Source organism: Opitutia bacterium ISCC 52 (assembly GCA_014529675.2).
Taxonomy (GTDB): domain Bacteria; phylum Verrucomicrobiota; class Verrucomicrobiia; order Opitutales; family UBA2995; genus UBA2995.
Genome location: CP076040.1, coordinates 3,849,761 through 3,870,681 on the forward strand (window position 1 = coordinate 3,849,761; position 20,921 = coordinate 3,870,681).

Here is a 20,921-nt window from a genome sequence, read left to right on the forward strand (position 1 = left end):
AAAATCTAGTTTGGTATTTTGATAATGATTACAGAGAGTTCCACTTCTCGGTGGAAGCAAATACGCTCATATCATCAGGATGTAGCACGTTCATAATATGATCCATGTTCAACTCGATGCCTAGGCCAGGAGCATCGGACACCGGCGCAAACCCGCGATCCGTCAACGAGTGATCGCTGGTCGTTTGAACCATATTTGCCCACCTGGAATACCCTTCTCCATCTGGATGGAATTCAAGCGCACGGTGATTGTTTGTGGCGGCAGCGCTGTGGACATTGGCTCTAAAGGACACGGGAGTCCCAGCGTAGTGCATCACAAGTTTAATACCATTGTCTTCGGCATAGTCTCCAATGAGTTTGGTTTCAAGAATACCTCCAGCAGTCGCCAGGTCAGGATGCACATAATCTACCGCCTGATTATCGCACAGTATTTTAAAGCTTTCGCGGGCAAACATCGATTCGCCCGTCGCAATCGGAGTATCAATCCGACCCCTAAGTGCTTTTAGATCCTGAGTCTGAGCCCAATTGATAGGTTCCTCAATCCAAGCCAAATTGGTTTTCTCAAGCGCTTTGGCTTGGCGGGTCATGTTATCGAGATTACGTCCCACAAAGTGATCCGCAGAAATCGGCATGTCATCACCGACCGCTTCACGAACCATTTGCAGGTAATCCGCAATCAAAGCGATTCCCTTGTCCGTGAGCATACCTTCCTTGTATTCATTTTGTGTTCCTGGGACATCTTCAAGCAGTCGAAACACTCGAAGCATTTTGAGCCAGGTGAACCCCTGCTCGACCCGAGCCAGCACTTTGGAGCGAATCAATTCGTGGTCTTTATCCGAAAAGGTATCACCGTATAATCGGACACGATCCCGATACTTTCCTCCGAGTAGTTGCCATACGGGTACGCCATAAGCTTTCCCGGTCAAATCCCACAGTGCCATATCGACGGCACTCACTCCACCTCCCAAACGGTTGTGTCCTCCAAACGGTTTTACTATGCGAAACAGTTTTTCCACATTGCACGGATTCTTTCCTAGAAGCAGGTGCTTCAACATGAGCGCATGCTTTACCTCGCCACCGTCTCTGACTTCTCCGTATCCGTAGATATCCTGATTCGTATCCAGGCGAATAATAGAGCACTTACGCCCCATGTGCTCCACGGTGACATAGCGCATGTCCGTTATCTTCAAATTCGAAGGGCTCGAAGCACGGTTTAGACCCGACGTAGCAGCGGCAGCTACTTGATCCATCGGCAGATGAAACAAGCCTCCTAAAGCGGCTCCACCCAATACGGATTTTTTAAGAAAGTTTCTACGATTTGTGGAGTAATCAAACGGTTTCTTCATAAAGAAAGATGGGGGTTGCTAATTACTAGACCGGCATTGCGGGGACGCAATGGCCCTACCATATTCGGTAATCTGTAAATGGTAGTGTGAGAGCGTCTCGCTCCGCCGCACTATGCGTCTACAATTCCAATCAATAAATAGCATATCTAGAGGTTCACTTACAAAAGCCACCCGGTGGAAATTTCAGATTACTTTTTCGTCTTGGTAGGATCGTCGGACCTTATGGCCAAGATAATGGAGTGCTCCTCACCTTCAGAATTCAGGCTATAGAATCCAACTTCCGTTCCAGCAGCCCAATAGAAGGCATCTCCTTCCTGGCTTGGATGCCGCTCTACATTGCCATATTGATCAAGACCCGCGACCATGTAACCACTTCCTTGGAGAACAAAGTAAACTTCTTCCTGAGTGGGGTGACGATGCGGGTTGTTGGTCCCACGCGGCGCAAAATCCATGATGAATAAGCTCTTCATTTGAGATGCTGAAGCGAGACGATCACGTGTGCTGGTTGTGTCACCCATCAGGAGTTTATACTGAGTCGTCGGACCATGGCTTCCAAGCACTTGCAGCTCCACTTCATCCGCATTGGCGATTTCAAGATTCTTCTTGGGTTGGTAGTCCACTCCTTTCGGAATCTTATATCCCATAAAGAGTACTTTGATCGGCTCACTGCTGTCATTTGTTATGCCATGCCGCACACCAGCAGGCACATATAGAAAATCGTTTTCTCTCAAAGGTGCTTCCTCACGATCATAGATCAGAGTTCCTTTTCCTGAAGTTACATACAAAACATATTCTTCCATGGCACGTTTCACAATCGCACTGGCTCCGCCTGGTTGAACCGTGAGCTCCCCCATACGCGTAATGGCATTCAGATGTTGCTCATCCTTGTCACCCTCTCCGAAGATCGCCTTGTAGGTGGCCGTATCCGTATCCTTGGTCAGATCGGACTCACTGTATTTCAGATTAGGAACATAGCGCGAAAGATACAGCTGCTGTTCGTGAGCAAATAAAGGGCTCTGCAAGCAGAGCGCGGCCACTGGCAATAGAAGCAGGGCCAAGAACTTAGAGGTAGATTTATACATGATATTTTGAAGAATTTGAAGTTCGCTTCGAAATATGGGGCCAAAGCAATTAATACCTAAACCCAGCAATGAATGCGGGTCCAATAGAATTTCGCAATTTAAGAGGGTATTATCAGTAGCGAATCAAAGTAGAAGATTCGTTTAAACGCTAACTGAAGTTTAACAGTAAACATCTCTAAAATATAGGCACTAGGAACACACCCTATGTAACCGTTACACCTGGAGATTATATGATGCCATAAAACTCTGGCAATGAACCATTAATGCCGCCGACAGCAGCAGATTAGAAATTACGTTAAGAGCAGGAGCCCCTTAAGACACATGGCAAACCATCCTTGGCAAATCCGATGGAGCCCTGTAACTGTTACAGAATAATGAGTTAGAAGATCCTCGTGCTTAATGAAAGCTATCCAATAAACCTATTCTTCTACCTGATCAATGATGCACACTCACCAATTCCGACTTCATAATTCATTCCTGATCAACCTTTTGCGCAGTATTGCTATTCTGCTAGCTCTCGCATCGATTTTACTCCTGTTCCAAGGTTGTGGATCCGCTCAAGATTCTAGCTCAAAAGCTTCAAGCGGCAGCGATTGGATTCGCTTATTCGATGGTTCTGATTTGAGTAGCTACCGCATCTTTGCCTTTCCCGATGCAAACTCCGATCGTTGGACAGCAGAGGACGGGGTGCTCAGCCTGGCCGCAAGAGCAGAAGGCTCGAAAAGTAAGCTTGATTTAATCATCACTTCGGAACCTCTCGGTGACTTTGAGTTTTCATTCGAATGGAACATCTCACCCGGAGGAAACGGTGGCATCTTCTACATGGTCAATGATGACCCCCAATACACCAAGCCCTGGCACACGGGATTGGAGATGCAATTGCTCGACAATGGCGGACACGAAGAAGGGCAAATAAAAACCCATCGCAGTGGCGACCTCTACGACCTCATTGAATCGAATAAAGAAACTACCCTTCCTGCCGGCGAATGGAACCAGTCGCGTATCGTTCGTAAAGGAAATGACGTCGAACAATGGATGAATGGCAATCTTGCCGTCTCCTTCACGATTGGATCCAGTGAATGGAAGGAGCTTATTTCCAAAAGCAAATACGCCGAGTGGCCAGAATATGGAAAGATCGATCGAGGGCACCTGATTCTTCAGGATCATGGGGACCAGATTTCATTTCGAAACCTGAAGCTCAAAGAACTTTAGAAAAAAGCCCGTTCCTGGTGAAGATGTTACTAGTAACACTTTACAGCACTGTGAGTGTTTCAGTACATTCGTAAGCTAACTTCCAATCGCTCTCTTTCGACCAACCTACATGAGCCAACCCAATATTCTTTTCCTGCTCAGCGATGAGCACAGCTTTCGATTTTTCTCACACCTGAGTGAAGAGAAAGGAGGAGAGCCTGTTGAAACTCCCCATCTGGATGCACTCAAGGATCAAGCGGTAAAGTTCAACCATACTTACTGCCAGATGGCCTTATGCACACCCTCTCGTCTTTGCCTGCTGTCTGGCAAACATGCACGTGGTGCGGGTGCCTGGAATAACGACTCTACCCTTTCGCCAGATCTGGTCACATTGCCCGCCACCCTGCGCAAGGCAGGTTACGAAACCAGTCTGATCGGTAAGATGCACCTGGGAGGTAGTCGACAATTTGTAGGCTTTCAACACCGCCCCTATGGAGATCTGACCGGCGGGACCGGACACCAGGGACAGGAGCCACCCGCATGGTATGAAGGTGATAAATTTACCTGGCGCTTCGATGGAGCGGGCAAGCTCGAGTATCCGGAAAGTGCCCTTCAAGAACAGATCACTGCCCAAGAGACCGTTGCCTGGATCCGTGAGCACCGGCATGAGCAACCTGAGAAACCATGGTTCGCCCTGGCCTCTTTTAGCAGACCGCATTTCCCACTCACTGCACCTAAACGCTGGACGGATAAATATCCTGTCGACCAGGTAACCGATCCGAAGGCACCTGCATCCGGAGATACCTTTGATCACCCGGTAAATCAAACGATGCGAGAAGGGTTCCGCGTAGAAGGCCTCTCCTATGAAGACCAACAAAAGATGCGGGCTGGATACTTTGCCTGCGTCAGCTACTTTGATGAAATCATTGGGGATTTGCTCAACCGACTTGAGCTCTCCGGCGATTTAGAAAACACCATCATCATTTACGCTTCAGACCACGGTGAGATGGCTGGCGAACATGGCAGTTGGTGGAAGCACACCTATCACGAAGCAAGTACTCGTGTCCCCATGATCATTTCGCTTCCTGAACATCGTTCGGGAAGCAAGGCAGCCACTCAGGTTGAAACGCCCGTCTCGCTCATCGACCTCTACCCCACTCTGTGTTCCTTTGCCGGAGCAGATTTTTCCGAAGCAGAAGGACGCGACCTGAGTCAGTCATTAACGCAGAGTGAAGAGCCGGAGCTCATCCCCATTTTCAGTGACAACTTAAAACCCAGGTGGGGTGAAGGATCGGAGTATCGCATGGTGAGGTATGGAGATTTCAAATACGTAGGATTCCGTGGCGGCTCAGAGTTTTTATTCAATCTCGTCAATGACCCGCTTGAACAAACGGACCTTTCAAAGGGCGACCCTGATCCAGAAACTTCAGCCATGCTAGAAAAACTCAGAGCAGTGGTATCTGATACCATCGATTTCGAAGCTACGGAGAAAGAACGTCTGGAGGGCACCGAAGATTTAGAAAAGCGTTTTCCACATCGCATTGGGCCGACCCAAAATAACCTTTATCATTTTAAGGACGGTCGAATTATTAACGGGGAAGACGTTGTCTATAACCCGACAGTCGTTGCAAAAAGCGCAGAAGAAGCCTTTGGCGAAGCTTGGCAGGATCAGAATATGCCGGATTAGAGAAAAGTGGAAAGGCAAGTTACAGATAACTTGCCCTAGCCCTTTGATTTTTCTATATCGGAAATCGCTTCACTGAGGCTCTTATAAAATTCCAACTGCATCGAACTATCGTTGGTGATGAGAACGAAGCTGCGAATGCCTCGACTTTCAAAGTAGTTAATCTTCGTAAGCTCAGTCCAACGGATCGACTCTTTGATTTGACCATTTGAGCGATACGCACTGATGCCTTCGTCATCGAATACATAGCGACAATTGATTGCACGCTGCAGAATAATCCCAACGCCCAAGGTGAGGATAGCAAAGCCGATAAACAGCCACGCGTCACTCTTTAGCGGCCAGCTGAGTTCGGATACCAAAACCAGACAAACCATGAGTAGTATGGGGAAAAAAGTCGAAAAGACGTGAGCCAGGACACGATTCCCAATTCTTCCCCCTTTGGTATTTTGAAACTCTCCCCGGACGGCTCTAAGGCTGTCCGCAAAATCATCTGTTACTTCTGCCATTTCTTTTCAGGTGAAGACTTAGCTGTCATCTCCATAAGTAAAAGCCCAATCGCTATCGAGCGATTGAAGAAAGGTATTTACACTCTCATTGAAACGACCGGGATCTTCGTAAAAGACCATATGGCCACAGTTTTCGAAAAACTGCACATCTACCTCGCCCGGAATTGAGTCAGCGAATGATTGGACGTCCGGCGGTGCCGCATAAAGGTCCTCCGTTCCTGTGATAGCTAAACAAGGAACTTGAACGTTCTGAGCATTCTCAACAGCAGAAGCACTGATCAAGGCCTCAATCGATTGCACATAGCTATCCTCAGCATTTAGTTCAAGAAGGCGCTGAAACATACCCACCAATTGCCGTCTTTCCCTCAAAGTTCCTTCAGCAAATATTCCAGGCATGGCCTCCTCACCAATCCCATTCATGCCTACTTGCTCGATGCGGGAAATCCGTGTAGTCAGCTTTTCTTTAATCGAGGAAACGGGCTCAGGCAATCCACCCAGAAAAACAAGCCCGGCGACCGCATCTGGTCGCTCGGCGTAGGCCTTTAAGGCAACAATCGTCCCCATGGAATGGCCTAAAAGAACGGACGGCTCAGGTGACACCAGATCAATCAGCTCAACGGTCGCTTCAACTGCGGCTTCGATCGAAAACCGATCCACTGTGTTCACATTGAAGCCGGTACCCGGCATATCAAAGGACACAATCCGGCGTGATTCGATCAAGGACTGCGAAAGCCCGGTAAAGAAGTAGCTGCCACCCCCAATGCCGTGTAAACAAATGAGTCCGCTCCCACTGCCCGAGTCGTCAACAAGTAATGGCGTTCCTCCCTTCCAGGCGACCAGCTTTCTCATAACAAATCCCTGGTTCAAGATGGCAGATTATCAAAAATAAGCCGGTAAAAGTCAGGATGGGAAAGCCAGGTCTGACCACAAATCATCTTACCATCCATATAGGCTTCGTCACTCATCCAGGTACCTCCCTGAGATTCAGCCTCAAACTTACAGTGCTCGTAACAAGTAATTTTCTTATCCTGGCAAAGCCCCGCTGTCGCAAGAATCTGGATACCGTGACAAATACTATAGATCCACTTATCTTGCGCATGAAAATCCTTTACGATCTGAATAACAACAGAATCATTACGCAAATACTCCGGCGCCCTACCCCCGATAAGGAGGACGGCCTTATAATCATCCACATTTACATCCGCAAACGAAACGGTCGACTCGGCACCATATCCAGGTCCTTCAAAATAAGTATCCCAACCGGGCATAAAGTCATGGCGAACCAAGTTCAGTGTGCGCACGCTCGGGGCAGCAATATCAACCTCCCAGTTAGCCTCCTGGAATCGATGAAGCGCATAGAGCACTTCGTAGCTTTCACCTCCGTCACCGGTTACAATCAATAATTTATTACTCATAAAAAAACTCAGGGGGTTATCAAAACCTTAGATGAATTCGATTCAGGCCAAGGGTCAACCACCGAAAGAATGGTACGCTAAAATTGCCTCCAACAACACCATCATGACTCAACTGTAGGAGCGGCTTTATGCCGCGATTGCTTTGGAATTACCCATTTAAGGAGTGCCGCCTCATTCATTCTTTCTCAAAAAGCACCATGCCTCGGATGTTCTCTCCCGTTTCCATATCAGAAAAGGCCTGATTGATCTCCTCGAGCTCATAGTATTTGGTAACCAATTCATCGAGTTTCAGCTTCTTCTGACGATAGAGATCCAACAGGTAAGGCATATCTTCACTGGGCAGACAGGAGCCAAAAAAGGACCCCGTGATCTTTTTTTCCCAGACCGGTATAAACACGGCGGGAATAGTAATTGTCTGCTTGGGACTGGTGATTCCAATAATCACGGCGTTTCCACCGACCCCTAACATGTTATAGGCCATTTCAATAGTAGCCGGCAGTCCTATGGCTTCGAATGAGAAATTAACTCCATTTCCGTCCGTCAGTCGCTTCACTTCTTCAACCCCATCGACATCCTTTGAGTTTATGCAATCGGTCGCACCGAAGAAGCGGGCCTGATCTAGTTTTGAGGACACTTGATCGACCGCGATAATCTTCGAAGCACCGGCTAGCTTAGCTCCTTGAATGACATTGAGCCCAACGCCTCCGCAACCGATGACAGCTACCGTGGATCCGGCCGGGACTTTTGCCGTTCTGGTTACCGCTCCAACACCGGTGGTAACCCCGCAACCAAGAAGCGCTGCATGCTCAAAGGTATATCCAGGAGGTAAAGGAAGCACGGAATTGGTATGTACCACCGTATACTCAGAAAGCGTCCCAATACGGGAAAACTGGTAGATATCCTGATCACCCTTATGGAAACGAAGAGTGCCATCAATCAGAGTGCCCCGCTTCCCACTGAAGTGAACCTCACACAGAGTCGGGTGACCTGTCTTACAGCGATGACACTCGCCGCAGGAGGACACAAAGGGAAGCATCACTCGGTCGCCTACTTTATAACCATCTGTTTCTGGGCCTACTTCTACCACCGTCCCTGCACCTTCGTGCCCCAGCACTTCTGGAAGATCATGCGGAATCGTGCCGGTCATTACAGAATAGTCGCTATGACAAATACCACTCGCTGCAATCTTGATGAGCAATTCACTCTTCTGGGGCGGTCGAAGCTCTATTTCTTCGACGACGACGGGCTCATTGAATCGGTATACGACAGCTGCTTTCGTTTTCATAAAATACTTTTCCCCAAAAGTAGAGCATCTTATTCATGACGCAACTCCAGAAGCTTGGAAGGGGCCAATTTATCCACCATATCCCACGTAATGGGATTTCCCTTACGCACTGACGACCTCAAATTCACATTCCTCGCAAATGCTAAGAGCAACAGGCTTTCCTGATGAATGTTCCTCTACAGAACTTTAATTAACCATCTTACAACCATACATCACGCGGCCTACTGCATCAGACTCGTATTTGATGTGCACATTCTCCTCTGGTCGATCGAGGACCCCTGCAAACACCTTTGTCAGCTTCAAGGCTTCCGCCTCTAAAAGATCGGGCGCAGGACGCGTGCGTTTGAGCACTGAAACCATTACCGGACCGATGTAGCTATCCAGGGTCGTCTTATTCTCCGCCCAATAATGCTGAGGTCTGGGGTTGATCTTCACTCAGGTTTTACCAGGCGGCGTATCAAATACTTTCCCCGCGGCATCCGCCAAACGTTGAACGGCATCACCCATCAAGGTCTCTTTGGCACGAAATACAATGTCTATGTCAAGTTGAGGCATTTCCGCTAGCCCACCATTTAGGCCTCATTCATCACCAGAGAGAAAAGAATCTTTATCTTTTTTTGAAATTCGTGTTTTGAGACGCGGGACTACCGCAAAAATTATATGAAAACTGTAGGAGCACCAAGCTAGCTAATTTAGAATTCTCCTCGGCCGGCTGATCGCCACATCATAAGCTCCGCGCGTCCAGTAGCTTCCAGCATGCACTGCTTCTTTAGACCAAGTGAAGTCGTTTTCTAAAAGGCTGGTATCCTCCCAGGTCGTTTCAAGAGGCATTACCTCCCAAGGATCATGCAGGATGCGAAAGACGCGCTTGATGCCTCCCCAATCAGTGAAGGCACTATACCGCTCACAGAGAAATTCTTCGACGGTATCGAGTTCGCAGTGGGAAGCCTCTAGGTCAGGAACGGATTCACAAGTGTAACGAAGTCTTTGGGACGGTTCTACTTCTACTGCACCCCATAAACCATCGGCAGGATCTTTGTGATCAAATCCAATGTGAGCATAGCGGTAAGGGAGCCCATAAGTCATTCGCCCCGCTGGAACGGCCGGCAAGCTGTTCACATATTCTTTGATGAAATAGATGCCCGGCTCACCGCGATGCTTCACATAGGTCCGGACATTTAGAAAGCTGTGATGACTGATCGGATAGTGAAACCAACGCGTCCACTCACCCAAGCGATTCACATACATCCGTGACGTCCTGAAGCCAACCAGCGTGACGTAGGCCTTCCCTTCAAAGAGATCCAACTCGAAGGGTACAAAGGGCTCGAGTACGGCTGGATCTACCTCGAAGTGATGAAAGACCAAGTCCGTCCAGTCGGCTTTGAAGAGCGGAGCCTTTTCATAAGAGTGGAACCGCCATCGAGCAAATCGTAGTTTTCGCTCATGGTCGTATCCTGGCCGCTCGAGAAGGGTCATCGTTAGTCACCTCCGATTCGGCAGGTTCCACCTACACAATAACGGTTCGCGGCAAACGCCCGGTAGAAATACTCAAACGCCGTATTGAAGACGGGAAGACTTCCCAACAAGTAGAAGGGATACATCCACCAGACAAAGCGCGCCAGATAGATCCAGGCATCCACACCCCCAATCACCTTTCCTTCATCGGTGAGTACTTTCATTTCTTCCATCAGCTCAGCAGGACTGAGACCCGTCGCAGGTCCCACCCACTCCGCTTGCAAGGCTTCCCAATGAAATCCGCACTTTTCAAACATCGGCGCCAAGAGCCCCTTCATGCGCAAGCAAACGCGGCAGGCACCATCGTATAATATCCAATTTTTCTTATATTCTGTCATTTCTGTATATAGAGAAATTAAGCGTTAAAAAAAGTGACTAGCTCAATTTGAGGAGCTGACGCACTTTGTTTCCCATATTCACAAACTTGATAATGGTTTTAGCCGGCCAGTTGTGAAACAGCTCGTACAATTTGGTGGTGGTGTTCATAAACTCGTATAGCTCCTTGAGCCGATCTCGCGTGTAAGCATCACTCCCATCCGCTTCCGACTCAGCCACGCAATCTTTGAGAAATGCTATGGTTGGATCATACTCCCTCCGCTTGCGCTCATTGCCAATGATTCGGAAGAGCTCCCACACATCCGTAATAGTTTCAAAGTGGTCACGACGATCACCCAACACATGAACGACCCGGACAATCCCCCAGCCTTGCAGCTCCTTGAGGCTGTTGCTCACGTTGGAGCGCGCCACAGCCAAAGTCTCGGTGATTTCCTCCGCATTGAGCGGATTCGGAGATACATAGATGAGTGCATGAATTTGGGCCACCGTGCGATTGATGCCCCACTTCATACCCATCTCGCCCCAGTGCAGGACGTATTTCTTTTGTATCTCAGTGAGTTCCATTACTATATTCTTCTATTTCTGTATAAACAGAAATTAATGAATAGCAAGCCGGGAATGGGAAAAATGGCCAGTGGTCAGTGGTCAGTGGTCAGTGGTCAGTGGTCAGTGGTCAGTGGTCAGTGGTCAGTGGTCAGTGGTCAGTGGTCAGTGGAAAACGAAACCAACCTCAACCGGTTACCAATTTCCAATCACTAATTACTGATCACCGATTACTGATTACCGGTTACCTGACAGATCAGCTGAAAGCTCACCGTGACCTTATCGTTGACCACATGCTGGCCCAGTTTTTCGAAAAACTTCCCACTGCCATAAACAGAGCCGAATCGAGTGCGGTTAATTTTGAAACGGCCTTGCAGACCGTATTGTCCGCCAAGAAAGACTTCCTGAGCTTTAAACTCGAGGGCTTTCTTTTTTCCCCGAAGGTGCATGGACCCAAGAACAATGAGATTCGAATCTCCGGGGCCGATTACATCCAGGGGTTGAACATCGCTTAATTCAAAACCGGCGGTGGGATGATCACCTACACTGAAAAAATCATCGGACTCGAGGTGATGGATAAGATAACCCGCCATCTTTTCATCTTTAATGTCGGAACAGGACATCTTCGTCATGTCCAAGGTGACAGACCCGCCCGATAAATGCCCATGCTGCGTCTCAAGAAAGCCTTCGGACAAAGCGATGCGACCGTTGTGTTGATTAAACAGATTGCGACCGGTCCAGCGAAAGACGCTCTTTTCAAGATCGATCTGGTAACGACCATCCGGAACGCGCGAGGAAGCTTCACCCTCACCTTCTACTGAGAATCCGGCTGAGACCCAGGCATCCAATCCACCTTCTAAAGCCAGGACTTGGGTGTAACCAGCGCTTCCAAGTCTATCGGCAGCAAGTCCAGCACCCCCAAACCAATCATTTTTCCCGTAGACAACGATCGAATCATTCTTCTGAACTCCAAGAGCCTCAACGCCGTCGATAAAAGCAATCTCGTAGACACAGGCATGCTTCGAACTTGGTATCCGCATTTCAGCAAAGGCTTCATCGGACAATACGTGAATTAGATGCGGCGGCTCAGATCCTTGGAGCAAATCCTTCAACTGGGCCGGACTTATAGTAGATGATGACATGAACCGATCATCTGAATCCTCCACATATCAGGCAAAACAAATGGTTCACCGTTACAGAATTGTTACTTGAAAATAGGGTTGTTCCAAAAGCTGACCTTCTAGCATAATACCCTTCTTTAGCTCATTCGTAGATTCATCGGCTTCCTCCGTATTGACCGATTCCCGTTTTCCCCAGTCCATTTATGCGTATTCTCAGTCGCCTTGCCCTGCTTTCCGCCTTCAGCCTATCGGTGCTCACTTCACTCACGGCCGCATTTCCTGAAAAACCCATCAAGGTCATTCTTCCGACCAATGCGGGAGGCGAAACGGACGGGCTGGTTCGATTGCTTCAACGCGGGATCGCCGAAAAGCAACTGTTGTCCGAGAAAATGGTCATTGTAAATTTGCCCGGAGCAGGCGGCACCCTGGGAACACGCAAAATAAAACAAGCCAAACCCGACGGCTATACTATCGGCCTCTGGCATTCGGGCATCGTTACCTCCAAAGCCATGGGAATTGTCGATTTCGATCACAACGACTTTGAGCTGATCTGTATGTCGGGCTACACGGAGTTATTACTTGGAGTGACGGAAAAATCCCAATTCAAGTCCATCGAAGGATTACTGGATGTTGCCCGCGCCGAACCCCGTTCCGTCAAAGTCTCCACCAATATTGGCCTCCCCGTACACCTCATCCCACTCTTATTTGCCGAGGAGGCTGGAGTTGAATTTCGCTTCATCCAAAGCGGTGGAGGAGCACCGCGACTCACCTCGTTGCTCGGAGGTCACAGCGATATGACCATGTTATCCACCATGGCGTTCATAAACTTTCGTGAATCAGGATTAAAACCCCTGGTCACCTTTTCCGGAGAGAGGGATCCCTTGTTCCCCAACGTGCCAACCGCCAAAGAAATTGGCGTAGATGTAGAGTTAGTCGAAATCCGTGTCTGGCTCGCACCGAAAGGAACACCGGAACCAATACTGAACACCATTCGCACCGCCATTCAAACCGTCATGCAGGATCCAGAGATTTCCGGTGAAATGAAAAAGCTGGGTGTCGTTCCCAAGTTTGGAGGCGAAGAAGTCGCTCAACCCATGCTCGATGTCCTGCTCCAAAAAGTGGCGCCCTTGGTGGGGAAAGCCCGTAACATGGGTCCATAACTCGATTTCTTCACAGGTTTAACATGCGACAGCTCTACCACTCCGTCCAGGATTACATCATCAGCGCCTTTACCATTGTATTGGCAGGCTTGGTGCTTTGGGGAGCTCGCGACATTCCTCCACCCTTTTTCGATCCCTTGGGATCAGCCGCCGTGCCCAAGGCGGTCGCTTATATCTTAATTGCCCTGGCGGCAGGCATTGCGATCCGGAGGTTCTTTCAAAATAAAACCTCGCCGGGAGCTGGGGTTGCCGATGAAGGCTATCAGTTGGAACCTTTACGGGCCATTGGCGTAGTGGGATTGTCAATACTCTACACACTCGGCATGGGAACTGGCTTCCTGGGATTCCGTTGGGGCACCATACTCTATATCACGATCACCGGCGCCCTCCTCGCGAAAGGCAATAAACCTGCAATGATGATCAGCCTGGCACTGGGGCTCCTATTTGGGCTAGGTGGCTCGTACCTCTTTAGTGAAATATTCTACATCGACCTACCCTAGATCACATCTACCGAATGATAATTTTCAACACATTTCGGCATCGCGAGGACGCGATTGCCCTACCCGGATTTGCAAAAGAAGGTAGGGCTACTGCGTCCTCGCAGTGCCGCTTTTCATCAGGAATTCGTTTAATCTAGCAAACAACTTACCAGACCCGTACCCATGGATCTACTACAAGCACTACAATACCTAATGACCCCCGAGCCCATGATGTGGCTCTTGATTGGGGTGGCTAGTGGTATCTTTGTGGGCGCCATTCCAGGACTCGGCGGGGGCATGCTTATGGTACTCACCGTACCTCTGACATTCTCCATGGATTCCACCCATGCGGTATTGCTCCTCATGGGCATGCACGTAGGATCGGTCTCAGGAGGGCTGATCAGTGCAACTCTATTGAAGATGCCGGGGACACCCTCGGCCATGATGACGACCTTTGATGGTTACCCCATGGCTCAAAAAGGAAAACCGGGCCTGGCGTTGAGCCTAGGGATTGGAGCCTCATTTCTGGGAGGGCTCATCTCAGCGATTTTTCTGATCATCCTGGCACCGCCCTTGGCCAAGCTCGCGCTCAAGTTTGGCCCCTGGGAGTATTTTGCCATGGTCCTGATGGCCTTGGTCCTCATCTCCTCCATATCCCAGGGCACGATGCTCAAAGGCTTGCTCTCGGCCATGCTAGGAATCACCGCAGCCCTTCCCGGATTGAATGCATCGGATGGACAGCTGCGCCTGACCTTCGGGCATGAATCAATGACAGATGGCTTCAATTTGCTACCCGTCCTGTTGGGTATTTTTGTCATGAGCCAACTGATCAAAGATACGGTCGAGCTGAACAAAAAGGCGACCAGTATATCCCTGAAAAATTCACGGCTATTTCCAAAACTCGCTACCTGGAAGAAACACATCACCAACTTATTGCGCTCGTCGATTGTCGGCACCTGGATTGGAATTCTACCGGGGATTGGTGCAAGCATCTCATCGATGGTCTCCTATGGCATGGCCAAGGCATTCAGCAAGACGCCGGAGAAATTTGGTACCGGCCACGAAGAAGGCATCGTAGCCTCCGAGGCCGCCAACAACGCCAATGCAGGTGGCGCACTCATCCCACTGATCACTATGGGCATTCCCGGTGCACCTGTGGATGCCATTCTTCTCGGTGCGATGATCATGCACGACATCCAACCCGGACCCCTGCTATTCCAAACGAACGGTTCATTAGTATGGGCCCTGATGGGCGGCTACCTGGTGGCCAACATCCTCATGTTTCTGATCATGCTCTTTTCCACCCGAGCCGTGGCCAAGGTCATTAACATCAATCGCGCTTACCTGATACCGGTCATATTTGTATTCTGCGTGATTGGGGCATTCGCTGAGAGTAATCGCATCTTTGATGTCTGGCTGGTCCTCGTGTTTGGAATCGTTGGCTTCTTTTTAGACAAAGCGAAATTCCCTTTAGGCCCATTTGTTATTGGCTACGTCTTGACCGGTTTTCTTGAGGAAAACCTTCGGTCAGGCCTGCAAGCCTCGGACGGTTCCTTCCTCCCTCTATTTACCCGACCCCTCGCGCTCACATTTGTCTTGGTCGCAGTTCTCTTCCTCCTGCTTCCATTTTACACAGAATGGAAACGGAAACGGAAACAAGCGGCCTAGTTTTCTGCGGAGCTATACCTTGTATTCCCACGCTTTCCCTTGGGACTTGATAAAAAATGGATCCGGGAACAGACTCCTGGCGTAATATGTCAGTATGGGGGCCGCCAGTAAGATACAGCATGATCCCAATCAACCAGCGAAAACGATGATCAAACGCACGCATATCCCTTTCAAACTAGTCGCGAGTGTAAGTCTCGGTATCACCCTTCTCCTGAGCAGCCAGACCCTGGCCTACAAGCCTGTCTACATCCACAGCGACGCCGACGAAGACTACCTCGCTCAACGATCACCAGATAAACGGGAAACCTATTACTTTTTCGAGGGGCTCTTTTTTGGAGGCTACATTCGAGATGACAGTTTAACCGATGTGAGCTTTTTACAGCTCGCCCAATCGATGGCTCCTCACCTGACCCAACAAAATTATTGGCCAGCGGAGAGTAAGGAAGATTGCGATCTGCTACTGATAGTTAATTGGGGAACGACCAACCCGGGACACCATGGTGACGTGGCCGGACGCATTATTCCCGATCCCTTCGACGGCGAGTATTACGACGACCTGGCAGCAGGCAGCTACAAAGAATCGGATTATGAATGGTTCGGTAAGCGCCGCAACTCAAAGCTCCTCGGATTTTATCCCTACCTTCGCTGGGAACACTTCACCGGCATCACACGACAAGATGAATACGAACTGCGAGCCGCTCTTCAGACCGAACGCTACTTTATCATCGTAACCGCATTCGATTTCCAGGAATTGCTGGAAAACAAAGAATGGAAACGCCTCTGGTCCACCCGTTACAATATTCGCTCCCCAGGAACTAATTTCAGAAAGGCACACACTGCCCTCAGCAAAGCAGCTGCCCCCTATTTCGGGACCAAGATGAAACACCTGAGCAAACACAATGCCGACTTCGACCCCGTTATCGCCGAAGTCGAAATAGGCGACATCCAAATCCTCGAAACCATTGATGCCACCCAAGGCGAAGGCATGCTCAACTCCCTCCGCATGCGCGAACAACGGTAAACCATTTTTATAAACCCAAACAACGTATCCGCTTTCGGGTACGTTGTTTTTTATTAGAACCATGACCAAAGAAGAACTTTCAGCTATCCGCCATAAGATCGACCAACGGATCGAAGAACTTGAAAATCTTTTAGGCGATGACTCGGAAGACACCAAGCCCATTGAGCCCGACGTATCGATCGGTCGTCTCTCGCGCTTGGACTCCATGCAGATGCAGCAAATGGCTTTGGAGCAACATCGCCGGCAGGAAGCCGAGCTGCAGAAGCTAAAAGAGGCTCAGAATCGCATTGAAGACGGCAGCTACGGTCAATGCGTGATGTGTCGACAGCCCATTGCCCCAGCACGACTGGAAGCGCAACCGGATGCGATTTTGTGTATTAGTTGCGCACCGTAAGAACGGAGAACTCTGATTAGTGTAGGAGCAAACTTGTTCGCGACTTTTTCCAATCCTGCTCATTAGGTCGCAAACAAGTTTGCTCCTACAAAGAAATATCTTCGCCCTATTGCTTTAATTCGGTCGCCTCGGCGATGCGCCCCTACCCGTTCAAAACAAAGCCCCGGCCTAAATTAGACCGGGGCTCCAAAACATACTAAATACCGATTACCAATTACTGATAACCGAGTTAGAAGGCTCATTTTAACTCAAAATCCACCCTTTCGGATACTCCTTCTTCAGGAACTTGTTCGCTTCCGGAATGTTGGTCACCTTCATCTTTTTGGCATCGTACTCGATGGCCGCTTTGGAACGGATAGCTACGTTGCCTAGAACGCCTACTTCGGTGAGACCCGATGCGTAGTCCCAGTTGGAACACGCTTGCCCACCTTCTTTAATCGCACGGCACCAATCACCCTGGTGACTTCCTTTTACGCGTGGGATGGTTTTGGCTGGTGGGTTTCTTTTGATTTCGGCAAAGCGCTCTTCGGGAAGGATCCGGACCGACTTGGTGTAGGTGTCGGTCATCATATAACCTTCATCTCCGATGAAGAGAGAGCCACTCTTATCCCGACTCAGCATATCGGCATGAGTGATCCCTTCCGGGGCCGGAGGAAGTAATCCGCCGTCCAACCAGTGGTAGGTTACGGGAGCAAATTTTCCACGTTTGGGAAACTTGTAGGTAATGGCCGAGGCATTGGGAGCACTCTGATCATTTACATTGGTGGCCAATGCGGAAACCGATTCAGGCAATCCAAGATCCAAACTGTAGTAGGCGGCATCCATCACATGACAAGCCATGTCGCCTACCGCACCACAACCATAGTCCCACCAATTGCGCCAACTGAAAGGCAGGTAGGCAGGATCATAAGCACGCTTGGGAGCAACTCCCAACCATAAGTCCCAATCCAGTCCTTTCGGAATCACCGGAATAGACTCTTTGTGACTGGGTTTCCTCAAGCCTTGCGGCCAGATCGGACGGTTCGTCCAGGAATACACTTCGCGCACCTGACCAATCACTCCGGCAGCAATCCACTCCTTGGCCAGACGGACCCCTTCATTGGAGTGCCCCTGATTACCCATCTGAGTAACGACCCCATTCTTGCGGGCACCTTTGGCAAGCATACGAGCTTCTTCAACCGTGTGAGTGAGCGGCTTTTCGCAATAAACATGGATGCCAAGGTTGACGGCCGACATCGCCACAGGAAAGTGCATGTGATCTGGAATGGAAACAACCACAGCGTCAATCTTGTCGCCCAGCTTCTCAAACATGACCCGGTAGTCTTTGAACCACTTGGCCCCTTTGGACTCGGCTTTCTCGATGACAGCCCGAAAGGCGTCTCCGCCACGAGGGTTATTATAAGCTGAGGCAATGCGACGATCGTCCACATCACATAAACCGATAATGTTGTGGCCAAGATCCGCGAGGGGCATGATAGAGCTTACACCTTTTCCACCTACCCCGACGAAAGCCAGGTTGAGCTTCTCACTGGCAGCATGAGCATTGCCTGAAGAGATATGCGGAAAGGCGACCATACTTGCGGCGGTCGCGCCAGCAGCAGTCTTGATAAAAGAACGACGATTAATTTCTGAGTTGGATTGAGTCATAATGAGTAACAGTTTGAAATTTACACCTTCGGAAGCATCCTATCTTTGCCCATTACCTCCTAGCTTCAAGTCCGATCTTTCAGGCCAGGGGCGAGGAAGCTGTTAAAACGCTTAAGTACAAGAATTAAGAACTGACCCCTTTTACTCAAACTCATGGCTGCTGCGTTCGGTAATAGATGTGTCCCTGCTGTCGGTAGTGGTCATGTCGCCTGTGGCTCGGAACGTTCGTTGAGGTGTCGTCACGCTGTTCCTCGAAACGCTTCGCTGTCGCCGTTTTGGCTCGGTAACTCGGAACTCAAAGAAAAACCCCGGCCAATTCGACCGGGGTTTTTAAATCACTACTAAAAGTATTCTCTTCCTTTTCCTTAGCGATCTCCGTGCGCCCCGTTAAAGATCCCTTCGCTGCTGTTAGTCCCTCGCCTCTTGCCACGCGTCCTACGCCCCGTTAAAACATCACACCGTGATGTTTCTCACCCACTCCTTATTATCCAGGTACCACTCGACCGTCTTCTTCATCCCTTCTTCGAAGTCCACTTGCGGTTTCCAATCAATCACTTTGCCAGCCTTTTCAATATCGGCCCAGGTGTGCATCATGTCGGAGCTGTTAAAAGGCCTTTGATCGATGATGGCCTTCTTTCCGAGGAGCGTTTCAAAGGTCTCGATCATACGATTGATGGAAATGGGATTCTGGCCGCCTCCTAGATTGATGATCTCATAACCGAGTGGTTTGAGCGAGGCAATCACCCCACGAGCAATGTCATCGACAAAGGTAAAATCACGACTTTGGGTCCCATCGCCGTAAAGTGTGATCGGTGTGCCTTCATCGATCCATTTGATAAACCGGAAAGGACTCATATCCGGACGGCCCGCCGGACCATACACGGTGAAGAAACGATTTACCGTCACATCGATCCCATACAAATGATGGTAGGTGTAGGCCATCACCTCCGCTGCCTTCTTGGACGCCGCATAAGGACTGATCGGTGTGTTTACCGGCAACGACTCCACAAAGGGCACCTCAAGACCAGCGTAGATGGACGACGTCGAGGCCAGGATCAATTTCTTCACCCCATGCTCACGCATTGCCTCCAACAAATGAATAAACCCTAAAGCATTTGTCTCTACATAGGCTGTCGGGTTCTCCATACTCGAACGTACTCCCGCTCGCCCCGCATAATTGATGACCGCATCGAACGTATGCTCAGAGAACATCTGCTTCAAGAAATCTACATCCTCGATACTCACCTCTATAAACTGCCAGTCCTCACGGTCTTCCAATTGCTTCAACCGCCAACGCTTCAGCTCCACATCGTAGTAGTCGTTCAGGTTATCGATACCAACGACCGTGTGGCCTGCTTCCAAAAGCAGACGACACGTCACACTCCCGATGAATCCCGCACAACCTGTTACTAAAATGGTAGTCATATTTTTAAACCGTAAATGTGTTATCAACTAAACAAGCAAGGCAATGAACTTTTAACCGCTTCCCACGCCGCTCAATGAGCTTTGACGGACACGTAAGTACGCCAGACTGTTATTCTTTCCTTGTTGCGTTGAGATGTCGGCAATAAATGCCTCGGTACAACTAAAAGCTTCGACACGGCACGGCTAATGGTACGCTAAATGCAAAGAGTTATTGGTGAATGGCTGAAGGTTATTGGTTAATGGGTTATCCGTTATTAGGGGATTGAATAAACGTAATTTAGGAACAACTGCTTGCTCTGTACTCTCGGCTCCATAGTCGTCGCTCCTTACTCTCCGCTCTTTGTCCCACTCATCCGGGCCAGAGATTTAGGCGGGCCGCCTTAAAGTGATGATCAAAGCCAAAAACGTGTTTGATTCCTTCTCGTCTCATCAAAACAAAGGATAGGCAGTCCGTATAGGAGACAGCCTGGTCAGAATATTTTTTCATAAGCCTGAGCGATTCCCGAAGGTCTTCTTCCGAAGTCGTAAGCCACTGAATAATCCCTGAATTTAAATAATTGTATCCACATTCTGCAGCAAAAGCATAAGAGTGCCGACGCGCGAGTAAGGTCATGCACTCGTCTAAAATATGCTCCCCACAATAGAGTTTACAGCGAGATTTAGAGAGACGCTGCCAAGCCTCATTGGCTGCAGCATGAAACTGATCACGACTTAATTCGCGGGCGATAAAACAACCCGTATCCAGAAACAGTTTCCTTGGAATCATTCGTCGTAGAGGTAACGATCATGATTTACGGACAGATCCGAAGGAACGATCTTATCAGACGGTTGCCAGTTACTGAACAAGGGATCTTCAGCTCTTTCAACTTCGGCCCCCTCATCCTGAACCACAGCTGCTTCCAATTGTTTTCGAATCAACCCCGTTAGAGTAGTCCCCTTCTTCTTTGCCAAAAGCTTCGCTCGCTTCTGTAAATCCTCTGGCAACAATATGGTTGTTTTATTCATATAGATACTTTTCTCTTTTTATCCATATTCAAAAGTTAAAAACAGTCAAGCGCACAACCTGTTACTAAAATGGTAGTCATATTTCTAAACCGCTCAGGT

23 protein-coding genes are annotated in these 20,921 nt (G+C 49.2%); 8 read left to right on the forward strand and 15 right to left on the reverse strand.

Annotated elements, in window-relative coordinates:
- Nucleotides 1-28: 28 nt before the first annotated feature.
- Both GA003_16320 and GA003_16325 read right to left on the reverse strand, forming a co-directional pair.
- Nucleotides 29-1,345, reverse strand: coding sequence for a mandelate racemase/muconate lactonizing enzyme family protein (locus tag GA003_16320; protein QXD27562.1), 1,317 nt, complete (start codon nucleotides 1,343-1,345; stop codon nucleotides 29-31).
- Nucleotides 1,346-1,533: 188 nt separating this feature from the next.
- Nucleotides 1,534-2,427: a cupin domain-containing protein gene (locus GA003_16325; GenBank protein ID QXD27563.1), complete on the reverse strand. Its 894-nt coding sequence runs from the start codon at nucleotides 2,425-2,427 to the stop codon at nucleotides 1,534-1,536.
- Between the two features lie 489 nt (nucleotides 2,428-2,916).
- Between GA003_16325 and GA003_16330 the strand changes: the two genes are divergently transcribed.
- A complete protein-coding gene (locus GA003_16330; GenBank protein QXD27564.1) occupies nucleotides 2,917-3,639 on the forward strand; it encodes a DUF1080 domain-containing protein in 723 nt (240 codons plus the stop codon).
- A gap of 109 nt (nucleotides 3,640-3,748) precedes the next feature.
- Nucleotides 3,749-5,305, forward strand: a complete 1,557-nt coding sequence (locus GA003_16335; GenBank protein QXD27565.1) for a sulfatase-like hydrolase/transferase — start codon at nucleotides 3,749-3,751, stop codon at nucleotides 5,303-5,305.
- A 35-nt stretch (nucleotides 5,306-5,340) separates the two neighbouring features.
- On the opposite strand, the gene GA003_16340 is transcribed toward GA003_16335, so the two are convergent.
- The 8 genes from GA003_16340 to GA003_16375 form a co-directional block, all read right to left on the reverse strand.
- Nucleotides 5,341-5,808: a hypothetical protein gene (locus GA003_16340; GenBank protein ID QXD27566.1), complete on the reverse strand. Its 468-nt coding sequence runs from the start codon at nucleotides 5,806-5,808 to the stop codon at nucleotides 5,341-5,343.
- Nucleotides 5,809-5,826: 18 nt separating this feature from the next.
- Nucleotides 5,827-6,657, reverse strand: a complete 831-nt coding sequence (locus GA003_16345; protein QXD27567.1) for an alpha/beta hydrolase — start codon at nucleotides 6,655-6,657, stop codon at nucleotides 5,827-5,829.
- Nucleotides 6,658-6,671: 14 nt separating this feature from the next.
- Nucleotides 6,672-7,223 carry a DJ-1/PfpI family protein gene (locus GA003_16350; GenBank protein ID QXD27568.1) on the reverse strand — a complete coding sequence of 184 codons (552 nt, stop codon included), beginning with the start codon at nucleotides 7,221-7,223 and terminating at the stop codon, nucleotides 6,672-6,674.
- A gap of 175 nt (nucleotides 7,224-7,398) precedes the next feature.
- Nucleotides 7,399-8,508 carry a Zn-dependent alcohol dehydrogenase gene (locus GA003_16355; protein ID QXD27569.1) on the reverse strand — a complete coding sequence of 370 codons (1,110 nt, stop codon included), beginning with the start codon at nucleotides 8,506-8,508 and terminating at the stop codon, nucleotides 7,399-7,401.
- Nucleotides 8,509-8,694: 186 nt separating this feature from the next.
- Nucleotides 8,695-8,943: a hypothetical protein gene (locus tag GA003_16360; GenBank protein QXD27570.1), complete on the reverse strand. Its 249-nt coding sequence runs from the start codon at nucleotides 8,941-8,943 to the stop codon at nucleotides 8,695-8,697.
- 252 nt (nucleotides 8,944-9,195) lie between these two features.
- Entirely contained in the window at nucleotides 9,196-9,984 is a 789-nt protein-coding gene (locus GA003_16365; GenBank protein ID QXD27571.1) for a DUF2071 domain-containing protein, read from the reverse strand.
- Between the two features lie 2 nt (nucleotides 9,985-9,986).
- Nucleotides 9,987-10,361 carry a DUF393 domain-containing protein gene (locus tag GA003_16370; GenBank protein ID QXD27572.1) on the reverse strand — a complete coding sequence of 125 codons (375 nt, stop codon included), beginning with the start codon at nucleotides 10,359-10,361 and terminating at the stop codon, nucleotides 9,987-9,989.
- Between the two features lie 37 nt (nucleotides 10,362-10,398).
- A complete protein-coding gene (locus GA003_16375) occupies nucleotides 10,399-10,923 on the reverse strand; it encodes a MarR family transcriptional regulator (GenBank protein QXD27573.1) in 525 nt (174 codons plus the stop codon).
- A gap of 36 nt (nucleotides 10,924-10,959) precedes the next feature.
- Here GA003_16375 and GA003_16380 point away from each other — a divergent pair, with 36 nt between their 5' ends.
- A complete protein-coding gene (locus GA003_16380) occupies nucleotides 10,960-11,118 on the forward strand; it encodes a hypothetical protein (GenBank protein ID QXD27574.1) in 159 nt (52 codons plus the stop codon).
- Between the two features lie 14 nt (nucleotides 11,119-11,132).
- Here the strand turns inward: GA003_16380 and GA003_16385 are convergent, their stop codons facing one another.
- On the reverse strand, nucleotides 11,133-12,044 hold the full coding sequence (locus tag GA003_16385) for a YceI family protein (GenBank protein QXD27575.1): 912 nt from the start codon (nucleotides 12,042-12,044) through the stop codon (nucleotides 11,133-11,135).
- Nucleotides 12,045-12,226: 182 nt separating this feature from the next.
- On the opposite strand from GA003_16385, the gene GA003_16390 reads away from it, so the two are divergent.
- From GA003_16390 to GA003_16410, 5 genes are all read left to right on the forward strand, one after another.
- Complete coding sequence (locus GA003_16390) at nucleotides 12,227-13,183, forward strand: tripartite tricarboxylate transporter substrate binding protein (protein QXD27576.1); 957 nt, start codon at nucleotides 12,227-12,229, stop codon at nucleotides 13,181-13,183.
- Between the two features lie 23 nt (nucleotides 13,184-13,206).
- Complete coding sequence (locus GA003_16395; protein ID QXD27577.1) at nucleotides 13,207-13,683, forward strand: tripartite tricarboxylate transporter TctB family protein; 477 nt, start codon at nucleotides 13,207-13,209, stop codon at nucleotides 13,681-13,683.
- 162 nt (nucleotides 13,684-13,845) lie between these two features.
- Nucleotides 13,846-15,330, forward strand: a complete 1,485-nt coding sequence (locus GA003_16400) for a tripartite tricarboxylate transporter permease (protein ID QXD27578.1) — start codon at nucleotides 13,846-13,848, stop codon at nucleotides 15,328-15,330.
- 94 nt (nucleotides 15,331-15,424) lie between these two features.
- Nucleotides 15,425-16,351 (forward strand): hypothetical protein, encoded by a 927-nt coding sequence (locus GA003_16405; GenBank protein QXD27579.1) that lies wholly within the window; start codon nucleotides 15,425-15,427, stop codon nucleotides 16,349-16,351.
- A 61-nt stretch (nucleotides 16,352-16,412) separates the two neighbouring features.
- Nucleotides 16,413-16,745 (forward strand): TraR/DksA family transcriptional regulator, encoded by a 333-nt coding sequence (locus GA003_16410; protein ID QXD27580.1) that lies wholly within the window; start codon nucleotides 16,413-16,415, stop codon nucleotides 16,743-16,745.
- A 243-nt stretch (nucleotides 16,746-16,988) separates the two neighbouring features.
- Here the strand turns inward: GA003_16410 and GA003_16415 are convergent, their stop codons facing one another.
- The 4 genes from GA003_16415 to GA003_16430 form a co-directional block, all read right to left on the reverse strand.
- Complete coding sequence (locus tag GA003_16415) at nucleotides 16,989-18,392, reverse strand: Gfo/Idh/MocA family oxidoreductase (protein QXD27581.1); 1,404 nt, start codon at nucleotides 18,390-18,392, stop codon at nucleotides 16,989-16,991.
- A 453-nt stretch (nucleotides 18,393-18,845) separates the two neighbouring features.
- Nucleotides 18,846-19,817 (reverse strand): SDR family NAD(P)-dependent oxidoreductase, encoded by a 972-nt coding sequence (locus GA003_16420; protein QXD27582.1) that lies wholly within the window; start codon nucleotides 19,815-19,817, stop codon nucleotides 18,846-18,848.
- Between the two features lie 349 nt (nucleotides 19,818-20,166).
- Nucleotides 20,167-20,583, reverse strand: a complete 417-nt coding sequence (locus tag GA003_16425) for a PIN domain-containing protein (protein QXD27583.1) — start codon at nucleotides 20,581-20,583, stop codon at nucleotides 20,167-20,169.
- Nucleotides 20,580-20,822: a hypothetical protein gene (locus tag GA003_16430; GenBank protein QXD27584.1), complete on the reverse strand. Its 243-nt coding sequence runs from the start codon at nucleotides 20,820-20,822 to the stop codon at nucleotides 20,580-20,582. The genes GA003_16425 and GA003_16430 overlap by 4 nt, the downstream gene beginning before the upstream one ends.
- Between the last annotated feature and the right edge of the window lie 99 nt (nucleotides 20,823-20,921).

Excerpts from the sequence above, each read along its gene's own strand:
- GA003_16335 (QXD27565.1), top strand. The coding sequence starts at position 3,749 with ATGAGCCAACCCAATATTCTTTTCCTGCTCAGCGATGAGCACAGCTTT.
- GA003_16400 (QXD27578.1), top strand. The coding sequence starts at position 13,846 with ATGGATCTACTACAAGCACTACAATACCTAATGACCCCCGAGCCCATG.
- GA003_16375 (QXD27573.1), bottom strand. The coding sequence starts at position 10,923 with ATGGAACTCACTGAGATACAAAAGAAATACGTCCTGCACTGGGGCGAG.
- GA003_16320 (QXD27562.1), bottom strand. The coding sequence starts at position 1,345 with ATGAAGAAACCGTTTGATTACTCCACAAATCGTAGAAACTTTCTTAAA.
- GA003_16325 (QXD27563.1), bottom strand. The coding sequence starts at position 2,427 with ATGTATAAATCTACCTCTAAGTTCTTGGCCCTGCTTCTATTGCCAGTG.
- GA003_16365 (QXD27571.1), bottom strand. The coding sequence starts at position 9,984 with ATGACCCTTCTCGAGCGGCCAGGATACGACCATGAGCGAAAACTACGA.
- GA003_16425 (QXD27583.1), bottom strand. The coding sequence starts at position 20,583 with ATGATTCCAAGGAAACTGTTTCTGGATACGGGTTGTTTTATCGCCCGC.
- GA003_16390 (QXD27576.1), top strand. The coding sequence starts at position 12,227 with ATGCGTATTCTCAGTCGCCTTGCCCTGCTTTCCGCCTTCAGCCTATCG.
- GA003_16395 (QXD27577.1), top strand. The coding sequence starts at position 13,207 with ATGCGACAGCTCTACCACTCCGTCCAGGATTACATCATCAGCGCCTTT.
- GA003_16345 (QXD27567.1), bottom strand. The coding sequence starts at position 6,657 with ATGAGAAAGCTGGTCGCCTGGAAGGGAGGAACGCCATTACTTGTTGAC.
- GA003_16340 (QXD27566.1), bottom strand. The coding sequence starts at position 5,808 with ATGGCAGAAGTAACAGATGATTTTGCGGACAGCCTTAGAGCCGTCCGG.
- GA003_16430 (QXD27584.1), bottom strand. The coding sequence starts at position 20,822 with ATGAATAAAACAACCATATTGTTGCCAGAGGATTTACAGAAGCGAGCG.
- GA003_16420 (QXD27582.1), bottom strand. The coding sequence starts at position 19,817 with ATGACTACCATTTTAGTAACAGGTTGTGCGGGATTCATCGGGAGTGTG.
- GA003_16380 (QXD27574.1), top strand. The coding sequence starts at position 10,960 with ATGAATAGCAAGCCGGGAATGGGAAAAATGGCCAGTGGTCAGTGGTCA.
- GA003_16410 (QXD27580.1), top strand. The coding sequence starts at position 16,413 with ATGACCAAAGAAGAACTTTCAGCTATCCGCCATAAGATCGACCAACGG.
- GA003_16370 (QXD27572.1), bottom strand. The coding sequence starts at position 10,361 with ATGACAGAATATAAGAAAAATTGGATATTATACGATGGTGCCTGCCGC.
- GA003_16405 (QXD27579.1), top strand. The coding sequence starts at position 15,425 with ATGGGGGCCGCCAGTAAGATACAGCATGATCCCAATCAACCAGCGAAA.
- GA003_16415 (QXD27581.1), bottom strand. The coding sequence starts at position 18,392 with ATGACTCAATCCAACTCAGAAATTAATCGTCGTTCTTTTATCAAGACT.
- GA003_16350 (QXD27568.1), bottom strand. The coding sequence starts at position 7,223 with ATGAGTAATAAATTATTGATTGTAACCGGTGACGGAGGTGAAAGCTAC.
- GA003_16355 (QXD27569.1), bottom strand. The coding sequence starts at position 8,508 with ATGAAAACGAAAGCAGCTGTCGTATACCGATTCAATGAGCCCGTCGTC.
- GA003_16385 (QXD27575.1), bottom strand. The coding sequence starts at position 12,044 with ATGTCATCATCTACTATAAGTCCGGCCCAGTTGAAGGATTTGCTCCAA.